At 62.7% G+C, this 14,601-nt stretch carries 14 protein-coding genes; 11 read left to right on the forward strand and 3 right to left on the reverse strand.

The window, feature by feature from the left end:
• The first annotated feature begins 54 nt into the window (after positions 1–54).
• From leuA to E5X88_RS20000, 4 genes are all read left to right on the forward strand, one after another.
• Positions 55–1,731: a 2-isopropylmalate synthase gene (leuA, locus tag E5X88_RS19985; RefSeq protein ID WP_292164368.1), complete on the forward strand. Its 1,677-nt coding sequence runs from the start codon at positions 55–57 to the stop codon at positions 1,729–1,731.
• A gap of 194 nt (positions 1,732–1,925) precedes the next feature.
• Positions 1,926–3,704 (forward strand): hypothetical protein, encoded by a 1,779-nt coding sequence (locus E5X88_RS19990; protein ID WP_292164301.1) that lies wholly within the window; start codon positions 1,926–1,928, stop codon positions 3,702–3,704.
• A 123-nt stretch (positions 3,705–3,827) separates the two neighbouring features.
• Positions 3,828–4,631: an alpha/beta fold hydrolase gene (locus tag E5X88_RS19995; RefSeq protein ID WP_292164304.1), complete on the forward strand. Its 804-nt coding sequence runs from the start codon at positions 3,828–3,830 to the stop codon at positions 4,629–4,631.
• A gap of 263 nt (positions 4,632–4,894) precedes the next feature.
• Positions 4,895–5,518 carry a hypothetical protein gene (locus E5X88_RS20000; RefSeq protein ID WP_292164306.1) on the forward strand — a complete coding sequence of 208 codons (624 nt, stop codon included), beginning with the start codon at positions 4,895–4,897 and terminating at the stop codon, positions 5,516–5,518.
• 91 nt (positions 5,519–5,609) lie between these two features.
• On the opposite strand, the gene E5X88_RS20005 is transcribed toward E5X88_RS20000, so the two are convergent.
• Entirely contained in the window at positions 5,610–6,524 is a 915-nt protein-coding gene (locus E5X88_RS20005; protein WP_292164370.1) for a metallophosphoesterase, read from the reverse strand.
• A gap of 53 nt (positions 6,525–6,577) precedes the next feature.
• On the opposite strand from E5X88_RS20005, the gene E5X88_RS20010 reads away from it, so the two are divergent.
• On the forward strand, positions 6,578–7,078 hold the full coding sequence (locus E5X88_RS20010; RefSeq protein WP_292164308.1) for an NUDIX domain-containing protein: 501 nt from the start codon (positions 6,578–6,580) through the stop codon (positions 7,076–7,078).
• Between the two features lies 1 nt (position 7,079).
• Here the strand turns inward: E5X88_RS20010 and E5X88_RS20015 are convergent, their stop codons facing one another.
• Positions 7,080–8,069 carry a glutathione S-transferase family protein gene (locus E5X88_RS20015; RefSeq protein WP_292164309.1) on the reverse strand — a complete coding sequence of 330 codons (990 nt, stop codon included), beginning with the start codon at positions 8,067–8,069 and terminating at the stop codon, positions 7,080–7,082.
• Positions 8,070–8,352: 283 nt separating this feature from the next.
• Here E5X88_RS20015 and E5X88_RS20020 point away from each other — a divergent pair, with 283 nt between their 5' ends.
• The 6 genes from E5X88_RS20020 to E5X88_RS20045 all read left to right on the forward strand — a co-directional run bounded on the left by E5X88_RS20020 (position 8,353) and on the right by E5X88_RS20045 (position 13,371).
• Entirely contained in the window at positions 8,353–8,889 is a 537-nt protein-coding gene (locus E5X88_RS20020; RefSeq protein WP_292164310.1) for a GNAT family N-acetyltransferase, read from the forward strand.
• 281 nt (positions 8,890–9,170) lie between these two features.
• The gene (locus E5X88_RS20025) at positions 9,171–9,932 is read left to right on the forward strand and encodes a 3-hydroxyacyl-CoA dehydrogenase (RefSeq protein ID WP_292164311.1); all 762 of its coding nucleotides are present in this window, start codon (positions 9,171–9,173) and stop codon (positions 9,930–9,932) included.
• A gap of 6 nt (positions 9,933–9,938) precedes the next feature.
• A complete protein-coding gene (locus E5X88_RS20030) occupies positions 9,939–11,135 on the forward strand; it encodes a CaiB/BaiF CoA-transferase family protein (RefSeq protein WP_292164312.1) in 1,197 nt (398 codons plus the stop codon).
• A gap of 13 nt (positions 11,136–11,148) precedes the next feature.
• Positions 11,149–11,931: a HugZ family protein gene (locus E5X88_RS20035; protein ID WP_292164313.1), complete on the forward strand. Its 783-nt coding sequence runs from the start codon at positions 11,149–11,151 to the stop codon at positions 11,929–11,931.
• 155 nt (positions 11,932–12,086) lie between these two features.
• Positions 12,087–12,425 carry a metalloregulator ArsR/SmtB family transcription factor gene (locus tag E5X88_RS20040; protein ID WP_126034449.1) on the forward strand — a complete coding sequence of 113 codons (339 nt, stop codon included), beginning with the start codon at positions 12,087–12,089 and terminating at the stop codon, positions 12,423–12,425.
• A gap of 142 nt (positions 12,426–12,567) precedes the next feature.
• The gene (locus E5X88_RS20045) at positions 12,568–13,371 is read left to right on the forward strand and encodes an RNA methyltransferase (RefSeq protein WP_292164314.1); all 804 of its coding nucleotides are present in this window, start codon (positions 12,568–12,570) and stop codon (positions 13,369–13,371) included.
• A 32-nt stretch (positions 13,372–13,403) separates the two neighbouring features.
• On the opposite strand, the gene E5X88_RS20050 is transcribed toward E5X88_RS20045, so the two are convergent.
• Entirely contained in the window at positions 13,404–14,564 is a 1,161-nt protein-coding gene (locus tag E5X88_RS20050; RefSeq protein WP_292164315.1) for a hypothetical protein, read from the reverse strand.
• Between the last annotated feature and the right edge of the window lie 37 nt (positions 14,565–14,601).

Raw genomic sequence — 14,601 nt, forward strand, 5'->3', positions numbered from 1 at the left:
ATCGGCAAGCCTGCCGCAAAGGCAACCCGGGGCATGCCTGAGGCAGCCCGGGGCATGCCGGACGCTGCCCGCAAATACCAACCGTACCCGACCGTCGGTCTCGCCGACCGTATTTGGCCTTCGAAGGTCATCGACAAGGCGCCGATCTGGTGCTCGGTCGACCTGCGTGACGGCAATCAGGCGCTGATCGACCCGATGGGCCACGAGCGCAAGGCACGCATGTTCGCCCTGCTCCTCGACATGGGTTTCAAGGAGATCGAGATCGGATTCCCGTCGGCCTCGCAGACCGATTTCGATTTCGCCCGCTGGTGCATCGAAGAGGGCAATGTCTCAACCGATGTCTCGCTGCAGGTGCTGGTGCAATGCCGGCCGGAACTGATCACCCGCACCTTCGAGGCGCTGCAGGGCGCCACCAACCCGATCGTGCATTTCTACAATTCGACCAGCGAATTGCAGCGCCGCGTCGTCTTCGAAAAGGACGTCGCCGGCATCAGGCGGATCGCCACCGATGCGGCCAAGATGATCACCGATATGGCGGCGAAAGCCGGCGGCGGCTATCGTTTCGAATATTCGCCGGAGAGTTTTACCGGCACCGAGCTCGAAGTGGCATTGGAAATCTGCAACGCCGTCACCGAGATCGTGAAGCCGACGGCGGAAAACAAGCTGATCATCAACCTGCCGTCCACGGTCGAGATGTCGACGCCCAATATCTACGCCGACCGCATCGAATGGATGTGCCGCAATCTCGACAACCGCGAGAACCTGCTCATTTCGCTGCATCCGCACAACGACCGAGGCACCGGCATCGCCACCACCGAACTCGGCCTGATGGCGGGCGCGGATCGCGTCGAAGGCACGCTGTTCGGCAATGGCGAGCGCACCGGCAATGTCGACATCGTCACCCTCGCGCTCAACATGTACACGCAAGGCGTCGATCCCAAGCTCGATTGCTCCGACATCAATCGGATGAAGGACGTCTACGAATATTCGAACCAGTTGAAGATCCCCGAGCGTCATCCCTATGTCGGCGAACTCGTCTACACGGCCTTTTCCGGCTCGCATCAGGATGCCATCAACAAGGGCATGAAGGCGTTGCGCAAGGCCAACACGCCCTACTGGGAAGTCCCTTATCTGCCGATCGACCCGGCCGATGTCGGCCGCAACTACGAGGCGATCATCCGCATCAACTCGCAGTCCGGCAAGGGCGGCATCGCCTATGTGCTGCAGGCGGACTACGGCCTCAACCTGCCGCGCAACCTGCAGATCGAGTTCAGTCAAGCCATCCAGGCGATCACCGACGCCGAGGGCAAGGAGGTGCCGGCCAAGCGCATCTACGAGCGCTTTCTCGAAACCTATGTCGACCAGCCCGGCGCGCGGCTGAAATTCCTCGACCACCACACCTATCCGGACATCGAGATCAAGGGCCGGCGTGCGGTGGAGGCGGTCATTCTCGACGGGGGTAAGGAGGTGACGATATCAGGCTCCGGAACCGGCCCGATCGACGGCTTCGTCGACGCACTGTCGCGCCATGTCGGCGTCCCAATGTCAGTGCTCGACTATTCCGAGCACTCCATGCAGCGCGGCTCGAATGCCTCGGCCATCTCCTATGTCGAGATGGAGCACCCCGGCGGCAAGCTGTTCGGCGCCGGCATCAACACCAACATCGTCGCCGCTTCGCTGGAAGCCGTGGTTTCCGCCGCCAACCGCATCGTCGGCCAAAAGGTCGACTAGACAAGCCGTCGAAAGCTGACGGTTGGGGCAAGATGAGTTCGGATGGCATCATCTTGCCCTGGTCCCTCGCACCATTAACCACCGGAAAATTATCCGGTGGGGTACGCGATCGCATAATGGATGCACGCTTGTCTGGCCATGCAAGCACTATATGATCGCGTCTCAACCTGTGCCGACTTCGAAAGGATCGACACTTGCAGCATGCCACGCCTGCCGCCCCCGCAGTGCGCGAGACGTTGGAACGATTGCTAGCCAGCGAAACGTTCGGACGATCCGAGCGAGCGCGTAAACTGCTTCGCTATCTGGTCGAGCGCGAGCAGGCAGGCGAAGCCGACAAGCTCAAGGGCTTTTCCATCGCTATGGATGTTTTCGGCAAGGACGGCGATTTCGATCCGTCGACCGACGCCGTGGTGCGGGTGCAGGCGGGCAGGCTGCGCGATCTTCTGCAGCATTACTTCGCCAATGAGGGTGTTGCCGAGCCGATCCGCATCGCCATCCCGCGTGGCGGCTATGTTCCATCCTATGAACTCAACGCGATCCGCCTGCCGGTCGAGCCGGAGCCGGAGAAACACGTCGAGGCGGTGGCCGCCTTGTCGGAATCGTTCGAAGACCCCGGCATGGCCGCACATGCCGCATCGTTGATGACCCCAGTCGTTCGTGAGCCGGCACGCTCGCTGCAGCGCCATCTCCGGTTCTTCTGGTTGGCGATCGTTCTGGTTATCGCCATGCTGGGCGTGCTGATCCTTCGTCAGGGAAGCGGCGCATTGCTGGCGGGAGGCGATACCGCGTCGACGATCGAAAACGCAGTAGCGACCGGCAGCATCGCGCCGTGGGCTCCGATTGAAACCCTTCCGCTCGTCTACATTGCGGTGAAAGCCGACAGCCCCGAGGCTGCCCGCGTCGCGGCATCGCTGCGCGCCGGCCTCAGCGGCTTCGATACGGTCAGCTTCATCGGTCGGGATGCCGACGGCCCGCCAGATCCGGTCGCCGCAGCTATCAGCTTCGTATTCGATGTCTTGCCGGGACCAACGGCAGGCGATGTTACCCTGGAGCTTCAAAGCGTGGCGACCGGACGGGTCCTGCTGTCGCGCAATTTGACTGCCGCCGACAGCACCCCCTCCACCGTCGAGGACAGCGTCGCCGGCATTTTGAGTTCGGCCATACCCGCCTCGGGCACGATCTACAACTATATCGAACAGAGCGGCATTCAGACCGGCCTGACGGAATGTCTGCTGCTCAACGACAAGTATTATCTCGACCAGAGCGCCAAGAGCCATGAGGCCGCCTATCGCTGTCTCGAAAACCTGGCCAAGCTGGATGCGAAGTCGTCGCTCGTCTATTCGGAACTCGCGGGCCTGCATCTCGAGGCGGCCACGGATCACTACGCCTATCCAGCCGGCGCAACGATCGAACAGGCGATGTCGCTTGCCCGTCGCGCCGTGCAGATGGGGCCGACAAGTCCCTATGCGCACCGCGCCTACGGCTATCTCAATTCCCGCCTCGGCAATTCAGAGGAATCGATCCGCTGGATGCGCAAGGCCTACGAACTCAATCCTTACGACCTCAGCATGGCGGCAGCTTACGCCTATGGGTTGATTTTTGCCGGCAGGTACGGCGAGGGAACACCGATCCTTGCTCACGCCGCCGAAACCTCCAGCGCCCATCCGACCTGGTGGGATTACGGGCTTTTCGTCGGCCAGTTCATGACGGGCAATATGAACAAGGCCGCGCTTGCCAGCGATGCGTTGCAAACGACGGCGACGAAATCGCACTATCTGGCTGCGCGGCTGATCGGCGCGAAGGCAGCCGGCCGCAATCAATTGGCGAACGAGCTCGTGGACGAGATGACTGTCAAATTCCCGAAATTCGCTGCCGATCCGCGCGCCACCTTTGTCGAGAGGAGATACCCCACCGATTTGACCGACCGGTTGGTCGAGGCCTTGCGTGCCGCCGGGCTCGGCAATGCCAGTTAGGCTTTTCTGAATTCGGCCGCCTGATCGCGAAAATTTTACTGGCTATCGGCTTGGACAAGGCGCAATCCAGCCACAATCTGGAATTTCGCCTCCTGTTCACCCTGCAATAAACCATCAATTTTCATGATTTCATCCCTTTACGCTGCCGAACGGGGAGCCGGCCCGAAGACGGTTGTCTTCCTGCATGGCTTCGGCGGTTGCCACGACGACTGGCACGCGGTGATTTCGACGCTCGCGCCTGGTTCACGGACGCTCGCCTATGATCTTCCGGGCCATGGGCTATCCCTCGATTTTCCGGGTGGCGGTCCGGCCAAGGCGGCCGCTCGGGCCGTTCTTGCGGACCTCGCCACGCGCAGAATTAGGAGGGTGCATCTCGTCGGCCATTCGATGGGCGGAGCGGCAGCAATGCTGATGGCATTGGCCGAACCCGAAAGGATAGCGTCGCTGACGCTTCTGGCGCCGGGCGGCTTTGGAACTGAGATCAATGGGCCGCTGTTGCGCCGTTACGCCGCCGCTGCCGACAGGAGCGAGATTCGCGCCTGTCTCGCCGCCATGTCCGGACCGCAAAGCCTGCCCTTGCAGCGCATCGTCGATGTTCTCGGCGAAATGCGTGCGCGTCCCGGCCAGCTGCAGAAACTTGTCGAGATCGCGGCCGCCATGACCAGGGACGATCGGCAGGGCGTTATCCCGCGCGAACGGCTCGAAACGCTGACCATGCCGGTGATGGTGGTTTGGGGGGTAGATGACGCGGTGCTGCCCTTCACCCAGGCCGATGCTCTGCCGGCGCATTTCCACCTGCACCATGTGCTGGAGGCGGGCCATATGCTGGTCGAGGAAGCGCCCGGTCTGATCGCCGAGATCGTGCGCCGCAGTATGAAACGCCGTAGCAGGTCGCTTCGTCCAAAATCCGCCACCGCGGCGAACTGATCCTCCTGCCAACGTATGATGGCGCGGCTTCGAGCAGGTTATCCGGCAAGCCGGTTAAGCATGTCGCCCAAAAGCAGCCCTCGGTCTTGAACCGAGGGGCGCAGCGATTTTGGGATAACGGCATGCACAAAAAGCAAGCCTTTAAAGTGCATTGCATCGACCCTTTCAGGCTCGACGCGCTTTAAGGCCTATCGATCTCGCAAGTGCATTTTGCCGAGGGCTATGTTAATTCGTTGTTAACCAAACCCGTGAGGCAAACGCCGATGAAGGAAGCAGGCGAGAATATCACCCAGATCGATCAGTCGCGAAAACTGTCCGACGCCATCCGCGATGTGAAGAACGCCTTCGCCGACCGCGACGACGTCGTGGTCGACATGCGCGAGGCGCATCGCATGCGGCTCGATTTACTTGCCGCCGAACTCGCGCCCATTTTCGCGGACGTACCCGCCGACATGGACAATTTCGACTTCGCCGTGTCGTCCGGGCTGCAGCCGCGCCTGTGGATCGACGCCGTCAGCCATGTCGCCATGGGGCGCGACCGCCGCACCTATCGTTTTCTCAAGGACACCCGCATCGGCCGCGTGGTGCTCGCAGAATCGACCGAGATGAAAGCGGTTGCCGATCAGGTGACGCGCTACGTCGCGGAGCGCGTCGTCGAACGCCAGAGAATGATGGAAGGCGGGGTCGAGCAGGCTGTCGCAGGACTGAAACGTGCCTTGGTCCTGGAAGCCGAGCCGCCGCTGCGGTCCGTCTCGCGCGGCAAGGGTTGGTCGGTCTTCCTTTCCGGCCTCGGGCTGATCGCCGCCGGAGCCCTGGTCGGGCTGGCCGTATCGGTCGTGTTGTTCTGGGACCGCCTCGTTGCGATGGGACTGAGCTTTAGACCATGATTCTGAAAAGTGGAATCCGGTTTTCGCTGGAGATCATGACCAAACAAGAAGATGAAGCCCCCATCCCGATTCGATCGGGATGGAACAGGCTCTAGGCCATAGCGTCCGCGCCAAGTTCCAGAACCTCCAGATCGGAAGGCGGGATGGCCGGCCCGGTCAGGCCGCGTCGCGTCAGCCTGATCCGCCAGTTGTCCTTTTCGCCATCGATGTCCAACAAATTGTATTGCGCTGCTGGGTGCCTGCTGCCGGGCGACTGCCCCGCAGCGGCGACGCCGACGACTGGAACCTTGGCACCGCGACCGCCGATGAAGAACAGTGTCGGCTCGTGCGAATGGCCGTGCAGCACAAGCTCGGCCCCATGCCGGTGAACGACCTTGTGGAAGCGCGCAATGCCGAACAGCCGCTTGGGCTGCGAAACGGCGCCGCGCACTGGCGGATGGTGGATCATTACCACCCGGAACAGCCCGCGCTTGGCCGTGGCGTCGAGTACTTCGCGCAGTCTTTCCGCCTGATCTTCCAGAAAGAAGCCGTTGGCCATGAACGGAGCCGTGGCGCGCGCCGTCGTGACACCGATCAGCGCGACATTGCCGCGCACGCGCAGATAGGGGAAAGAGTCGCGGTCGACTGGCGTGTTGACGCCGTCGCCGGTCATCCATGCCGCCCATGACCTGCAGGCCTTGTCGAAGGCGCCAGGCACATAGGCGTCGTGGTTTCCCGGAACGACCGACACATCATCGGGAGAACCCAGCGTCTCCAGCCAGTGCTTACCCATCTCGATCTCGCCATCGAGCGCCAGATTGACCAGATCGCCGGTGACGGCCAGGTGGTCCGGTGCGCTCGCCTTCATATCGGCAATGATCGTGTCGATGACGGCATCGTGCATGTGGCGGCGGCGGTTGCGCTGCCAGTTGACGTAACCGACCACCCGCTTGGAGGCGAGCTCGCGATACGTTACACCCGGGAGCGGTCCCAGATGGATATCGGAAATATGCGCGAGCCTGAACATCCTCTCTTCATAAGCGACGCGCGTGCCGCTTTCCACCCACGGTTTCGTGGGTGATGACGCTTCCGGATCCGGAGCAAGCGTTACGCCAGACCGGCTGGCCGGGCCTCAGGGCAAGGCTGTTTCACCTGTACTTCGTGCTGAGGCGACCGATGACGCTCGGGGTGCGCGGCCTGGTCCACGACCGCGCCTCCAATTCCGTCTTCCTCATTCGCCACACCTATGTTCCAGGCTGGCAGCTTCCAGGCGGCGGCGTCGAGGTGGGCGAGACGCTGATCGAGGCGCTGGCTCGCGAACTCTCCGAGGAGGGCAACATCGCATTGGCCGCGCCACCGGTGCTGAAATCGATACATTTCAACCATCGGGCCAGCGGCCGCGACCATGTCGGCTTCTATTTGGTCGAGCAATTCAATCAGGCGGCGCCGAAGCTGCCGGACCGCGAGATCGCCGCAGCCGGGTTCTTCCCGCTCGACCGTCTGCCGGAGGACACGACACCGGCCACATTGCGGCGGCTCGCCGAGACTTTTGACGGCGCGGCGGCGTCACCCTACTGGTAGATCACGCCGCCTTCCTGAACCGGTCGCGATCATGCGGCGCCGCGTAGTCCAGTTCCGGCCCGACCGGCACGATGCGCGTCGGGTTGATCGTTTTGTGGCTGCCGTAATAGTGCGCCTTGATGTGGTGCAGGCTCACCGTGCCTGCGACTTCAGGCACCTGATAGAGGTCGCGCAGATAGTTCGACAGGTTCGGATAGTCGGCGATGCGGCGCAGGTTGCACTTGAAATGGCCGACATAGACCGGATCGAAGCGGACCAGCGTGGTGAACAGCCGCCAATCGGCCTCGGTGATGCGGTCACCGACGAGATAACGCTGGCGAGACAGGCGCTCCTCGAGTTGGTCGAGCGCCGAGAACAGTTCGCCAAACGCTTCCTCATAGGCCGCTTGGGTGGTGGCGAAGCCAGCGCGGTAGACGCCGTTGTTGACCGAGGGATAGACCAGCGCATTGACCGCGTCGATCTCGCCGCGCAGTGCTTGCGGATAGAAGTCGAGGCTGGCATCGCCCCATTCGTCAAAGGCCGAATTGAGCATCCGGATGATCTCGGAGGACTCGTTGGAGACGATTGTTTGCTCTCGCCTGTCCCATAGAACTGGCACCGTCACGCGGCCGGAATAGGCGGAATCGGCCTTGGTGTAGATCTGATGCAGGAAATCGAGGTCGTAGAGCGTGTCGCCGGTGGCGCCGTCCTCGGCCAGGAATGTCCAGCCGTTGGCGCCCATGAAATGATGGACGACCGAGACGGAAATCACGTCCTTGAGCTTCTTCAGTGCTCGAAAGATCAGCGTCCGGTGCGCCCAGGGACAGGCAAGCGAGACATAGAGATGGTAGCGACCGGGCTCGGCTTTGAAGCCGCGTTCGCGGCCTTCGGCCGGCGCGCCGTCAACCGTGACCCAGTCGCGCCATCGCGACTGCGCCCGCACGAACCGGCCGCCGCTGTCCTTGGTGTCGTACCACCGATCCTGCCATTTGCCGTCGACCAGCAATCCCATGCAATGTCCTTTCGTCTGTGAAGCGATGTAGGCGCAAGGCGACCGCACGCAAATCGCCAGGCGTTGAACAGTTCGTCAATCGCCGGGACAGCAACGAAGCGCGGCAACCGAAAACGGCCGATTGCGGTGGCTGAAGATTGGTGCTAGCGGAAATCCGCATGTTCGACTTTGCTTTGATCCGGTCCGACCGACGACGAGAGGGCGCCCGCGCTTGATGAAGCGCTGACTGGCGAACGCTGCCGTTTGCAGCAAACCTTTCCCCGTATACCGGAACGCAAAGACCATGAGCCTTGCCGACGTGAAATACCTGCCGGAAACCCCGGCGCATGACCCCGAAATCGAAGCCATCAACGACGAAGCCTTCGGGCCGGGCCGTTTCGTGCTGGCCGCCTACAAAATCCGTGAGGGCGGCCCGCATGAGCGCGCTCTGTCCTTCGTGGCTGTCGATGGCGATATCGTTGTCGCCTCGGTGCGCATGACGCGCATCGCGGCCGGCGCCGGCCGCGCGCTGATGCTCGGGCCGCTTGCCGTGCGGCCGGCCTTCAAGAATCTCGGCATCGGCCGCCGGCTGGTGGCGATCGCGCTGGAAGCCGCCGCCAAGGCCGGCATGTCAGCCGTGATGCTTGTCGGCGACGAGCCCTATTACGGCCCGCTTGGCTTCAAGAGAATCCCGCGTGGGCAAATTTCCATGCCGCGCCCGGTCGACCTCGACCGGCTTTTGTCGCATGAGATCGTGCCGGGCGCGGTGGCAAGGCTGATAGGGGAGGTTTGCCACGCCGATCAGGCAAGGGTAGCCGCGCACGTCGCCGTGATGGCGTGACCATCCGGATGCTGTTGCGCCGCCCTGTCGGGCTTCGTAGCATGCGCCCGGGCGCATGATCCTTTCCGAAAATCGGAATCGATTTTCGCTGGGGATCATGCGCAAAATCAAAGTGCTACAGCGTCCTTTGCGCGTCCAAGAGGACGCGCGGCGCTGTAATGCATGCCGCCCAAAGGTGAGCAGCGGTTTTGGGACAACGACATGCATAAAACAACAAAGACTTTAAAGCGCGTCGGTTGACTCCGTTTCAACGCGACGCGCTTTAGTTGGAGGACGCCGACATGAACCCGAACAGCCAGATTGCTATCGTCACCGGTGGGGGCTCCGGCCTCGGCGAGGCGACGGCGCGTGCGCTGGCTGCTAAGGGCGCCAGCGTTGCCATCCTCGACCTCGGCATCGAGCGCGCGGCGAAGGTTGCGGCCGATATTGGCGGCATTGCCGTCCAATGCGACGTGAGCAGCGCCGACGGCGGTGCGGCTTGCGTTGCGGAAGTGGCAAAAAAGTTCGGCGAACCCCGTATCCTGGTCAATTGCGCCGGCATCGCCATCGGCATGAAGACGATCGGCAAGGACGGTCCGCACCCGCTCGACCAGTACCGCAAGGTGATCGAGGTCAATCTGATCGGCACCTTCAATATGATCCGCCTCGTCGCCGACCGGGCTGCGAAGCTTGAGCCACTGGAGGGCGGCGAACGCGGCGTCATCGTCAACACCGCATCGGTCGCCGCCTATGACGGCCAGATCGGCCAGGCGGCCTACTCAGCCTCAAAGGGCGGCGTCGTCGGCATGACGCTGCCAGTGGCGCGCGACCTTGCCCGGTCGGGCATTCGCGTCTGCACCATCGCGCCTGGCATCTTCAAGACGCCGATGATGGCCGGCATGCCGCAAGAGGTGCAGGATTCGCTGGGTGCCGCAATGCCCTTCCCGTCCCGTCTCGGCGAGCCTTCCGAATATGCAGCGCTAGCGCTGCATATCATCGAAAACCAGATGCTCAACGGCGAGACCATCCGTCTCGATGGCGCCATTCGCATGGCGCCGAAGTAGCCGACCATGCGTGCCGAAGTCTCTTCGGAAGCGAAGACCGGTCCGCTCGCCGGTCTGACGGTGATCGAAATGGCCGGGCTTGGACCTGTGCCGCTGACCGGCCTGATGTTGTCGGAGATGGGAGCCGAGGTGCTGCGCATCGAGCGGCCTGGGTCAACCCAGCCGTTGCTGTCGCTACCGGACGAATACGACATCGACCGTCACGGCCGCTCCATCCTGCGGATTGACCTGAAGCGTCAGGAAGGCGTCGAACTGGTGCTGCGCCTTGCCGAAAAGGCCGACACGCTGATCGAAGGGTTTCGCCCAGGCGTCATGGAGCGGCTTGGCCTCGGGCCGGACGCGGCATTGGCGCGCAACCCGACGCTGATCTACGGCCGCATGACGGGGTTCGGTCAGGACGGACCGCTATCGGACCGTGCCGGCCACGACATCACCTACCTCGCCTATTCCGGTGTGCTGCACGCCATCGGCCAGGAAGCAGGCCGGCCTGTCCCACCGCTCAACCTCGTCGCCGACTATGCCGGCGGCGCCATGATGCTGCTTGCCGGCGTACTGGCCGCCTTGTTTGAGCGCTCGCGCTCCGGCAGGGGTCAAGTGATCGACGCCGCGATGACCGAAGGTGCTTCGATGCTGGCGACACCTGTGCACGCCTTGATGGCAGCGGGCCTCTGGCGTGACCGGCGCGGCGCAAACCTGCTCGATTCCGGCGCGCCCTTCTACGACACCTATGAGACGGCGGACGCACGGCACATCGCCGTCGGCTGTCTTGAACCCCGGTTCTTCGCCGAATTCGCAAGACTGCTGCCGCTCGACGAGCGTTTTGTGCACGGCCAATACGACAGGACGTTGTGGCCAGAGATGCACGCCGCCATTGTCGATCGGGTCGGACAGAAGACACGGGACGACTGGGACCGTCTCTTCACTGCGACTGATGCTTGTGTTGCACCGGTTCTGTCGCTGCGGGAAGCCAGGGATCATCCGCACAACCGCGCTCGCAACGCCTTTGTAACGTCGGGGGCGCTTGAGCGCCCCGCCCCGGCGCCGCGCTTTTCGCGCTCCCGGCCGACGCTTGCCGCCATGCCGGTCGATCACGATCGTCGGGCGGCGACCGTGCTGGCACGCTTCGGCCTTTCGGAAAGCGAGACTGAGGCCCTTGCCAAATCCGGTGTGACAGGGATAACTGGACAAGCAAGATCAGCTTAAGGCGGTGAGCATTTTGGACGATCGGAAAAAGGATGTGATCCGCGAAACGGACGCCAAGGCGATCAGGCTGGCGAAGACTCTGATTCGCAGCGCCCGTTTCGGCGCGCTGGCGGTGATCGAGCCCGGGACCGGTTCGCCGCTGGCCAGCAGGGTTGGCGTCGCCACCGATATCGACGGCACGCCGCTGATCCTCGTATCGATGCTGTCCGCGCATACCGGCGCGATCCTTGCCGACCCGCGCTGTTCGCTGCTTGTCGGCGAGCCCGGCAAAGGCGACCCGCTGGCGCACCCGCGAATAACGCTCGTCTGTCGAGCGGCGCGGCTCGAGCGCGGATCCGGCGAGCATGCCCGCGCCGAACGGCGCTATCTCAACCGCAATCCCAAGGCGAAGCTCTATGCCGGACTTGGCGACTTCTCGATCTTCCGTCTCGAGCCGGAGCGCGCCAGCCTCAACGGCGGCTTCGGCAAGGCGTATTTGCTCGAGCGCGCCGATCTGGTCACGACCGCACCGGTCGTCGAAGAGCTTGCCGCCGGCGAACAATCTGCCCTCGATCACATGAATGCCGACCATAGCGACGCAATTGCCGTCTATGCGCGCCATTTCGCCGGAGCCGCAGGTGACGGCTGGGTCGTCACCGGCTTCGATGCCGATGGGATGGACCTGGCGTTGGGCGACGATGTCTGTCGGGTCTTCTTCCCCGAGCCGTTGGGGACGGCGCGCGAACTCAGGCACGTTCTGGTCGACATGGCAAAGACCGGCCGAGCGGTGGTGGACAATACAAAGCCCGACAGTTAATCACGTTGGATCGAAAGCAAGCCTTGAGATTTGAGCCAAATGTTCTACCCTTTCCCGGTAGCGTTGAATCGCCAGCGCACATTCACAAGTGAATTTATGGAATCAGACGCTATTGCCCCCATAGCGTCGGATAAGTAGGAAGGTATGGGGGATCGATGGTCTCGACAAAACTAATCGCCAACGCCGAATCAGCGGCTACGTTTCTGACGCTGATGGGCAACGAGAAACGACTGTTGATCATGAACTATCTGGCGGATGGTGAAATGTCGGTCGGCGCTATCGCAGAGAAGGTTCTGCTCAGCCAATCCGCCCTGTCACAACATCTGGCCAAATTGCGGGCGCTCGATCTCGTCGAGACTCGGCGCGACCGGCAGATGATCTATTATTCTTGCAAATCCGAGGCCGTGCGCGAACTTCTCAACATGCTTGACGGGATTTTCGGTGAGGGTGAGTTGTCGCAGATGGCCTACCGCCTGCGCCGAGCCGGGGCTTGACCAGTTGATGTATGTCGCCCCAAAGCATGCTCTTGGGCGTGAACCGGGAGCCCAGCGCTTTTGGGACGACGACACGCATAAAGACAAGAACCGGCCCACGCGCCTCTTACCTCGCTGACAATTTTTCCTCGCTGAGGAACAGATGCGCCCGATTCGTATCGACGACCCGCAGGACCCGCGCGTCGCCGCCTATCTCGACATTCGCGAGCGCGATCTTGCCGGCCGGCAAGGCCGCTTCGTTGCCGAAGGCAAGGTGGTGCTCGAAATGCTGCTTTCGGCCAAGCGCTTTACGGCCGAATCAGTGCTGGTACTCGAAAGCCGGCTGGCCGGCCTCGATGGAACCCTGCGCAAGGCGCCCTTCGACCTTCCGGTTTACGTGGCGGCCAGCGAGGTCATGGACAAAATCGCCGGCTTCCACATGCATCGCGGTATATTGGCGATCGGCCGCAAGGGCGCGGCGCAGCCCGCAGAGGCCTTGCTGGACACTTTGCCCGCCGGCGCGCTGATCGTCGTGCTGGTCGGCATCGCCAACCATGACAATATGGGCTCCATCTTTCGCAACGCCGCCGCCTTTGGCGCCGATGCCGTGTTCCTCGACGCGACGTGCTGCGATCCGCTGTACCGCAAGGCGATCCGCGTCTCGGTCGGCGCCGCGCTGAAAGTTCCCTTCGCCTCCTTCACCGAGACCGTCGGTTTCACCGCGACGCTCGACCAGCTGGGCTTCGGCCAGTTCGCTTTGTCGCCGCGCGGGCAAACCGACATCCGCGATGCCAAAAGGACTGAACGGCTGGCGCTCTACCTCGGCACCGAAGGCGAAGGCCTGCCCGAGAGCCTGCTCGCCCGCCTTCGGACGGTGCGGATCGGCATGGCTGAAGGTTTTGACAGCCTGAATGTCGCCGCCGCGTCGGCCATCGCATTGCATCATTTTTCCGCAAGCAGGACCTGAACCGCGGAAGACAGCACCCAACTGCCTGGGTTTCAATGCGTCGGTTCGGCTTTCTGCAGCGCCCGCACGCGATCGGCAAGGCTGCGTTCGCCACTTCCCGGTTGCTTGGGTGCCGCAAGCACCTTGGCGATCGGCGACTCTGGCCCCTCGAGCTTCGCCGTCAAGACGACGACCTGCGCCGCCAGGTCGCTCATCTGCTCGCGCAACGCCGCGGTAGCGCGGCGCGTGTCGTTGCCGTCTCGGGATGCTTCGAAGGCGGCAAGATCCGTTTTCAGCCTCTTGTTCTCGTGGGCCAGCGCCGTCAGCCTCGCCTCCAGCCGCTCCCGCTCGCTGTCGAGCTTGGCGATCGCATTTTCGACGTCGCCGCCCCGGACGGCCGCATCGGCCTGATTGCCTTGCGCTCCGACGAGACGCATCGCCGACGCGTTTTCCACGCTTTCGCTTTTCGACTTTTCGCGAAGCCGCGCGATTTCCTTTTCGCGGCGGCCAAGCTTGTCCTCGCGATCGGCAAGCGTGGCGAGCAGGCGCTCGACCTTCTTGTCCAGGTCGCCGGTCCTTTTCTTCTCGGCCTTCAAAGCGTCTCGCGCTGCTTTGCTCTCGGCTGCGATCTCCTGCTGACGCCTGTCCGCCTCCTTGCGCTGGCTGCGCAGCACTGAAATGTCGTCGGCCAGCTTTTGCAGTTCGGATTCGCGCGCCACAAGTTCGATCTGACGGCTGCTGGAAGAAAAGCTGGCGTCGTCATACATATGCTCCAGCTTTTCCAGGTCGAGCGCACGCTTTTCCAGAGCACGCTCGGCTTGAGCAAGCCGATCCGACAGGAGCTGCATCTGGTCTTCGCGTTGGCGAAGTTCTTCGTCCTTGGCCTCGAGTTCGGAAAGTGCCCGTTTCTTGTCCTTCTGCTCGACCGCCAGCCCCTTCAGCGCCTCGCGGCAGTGGCCGATCTCGACAAGCTGTTCAGCCGATTTCTCGCGCAACGATTTGACGCTCATTTCGAGCCGGCGCGTCGACATGGCGAACTCGGCTCGGATGCGATCCTTGTCCGCCTGGATCTCGGCCAGCGTCAGCGGCATCGAGCCCTCGACACGTTGGCGCGTCAGCATCACGGCCCGCCGCCAGATGGCCGGGGCAATCATCAGCGCCAGAAAGGCGGCGCAGAGAAAGCCTAGGACAAAGAACAGGACCGACTGAACCAAGGTGACTATCCGTTATGGACGGCAAACGACCGTTAGG

Origin of the sequence: Mesorhizobium sp. (genome assembly GCF_004962245.1) — a bacterium.
Classification (GTDB): domain Bacteria; phylum Pseudomonadota; class Alphaproteobacteria; order Rhizobiales; family Rhizobiaceae; genus Mesorhizobium.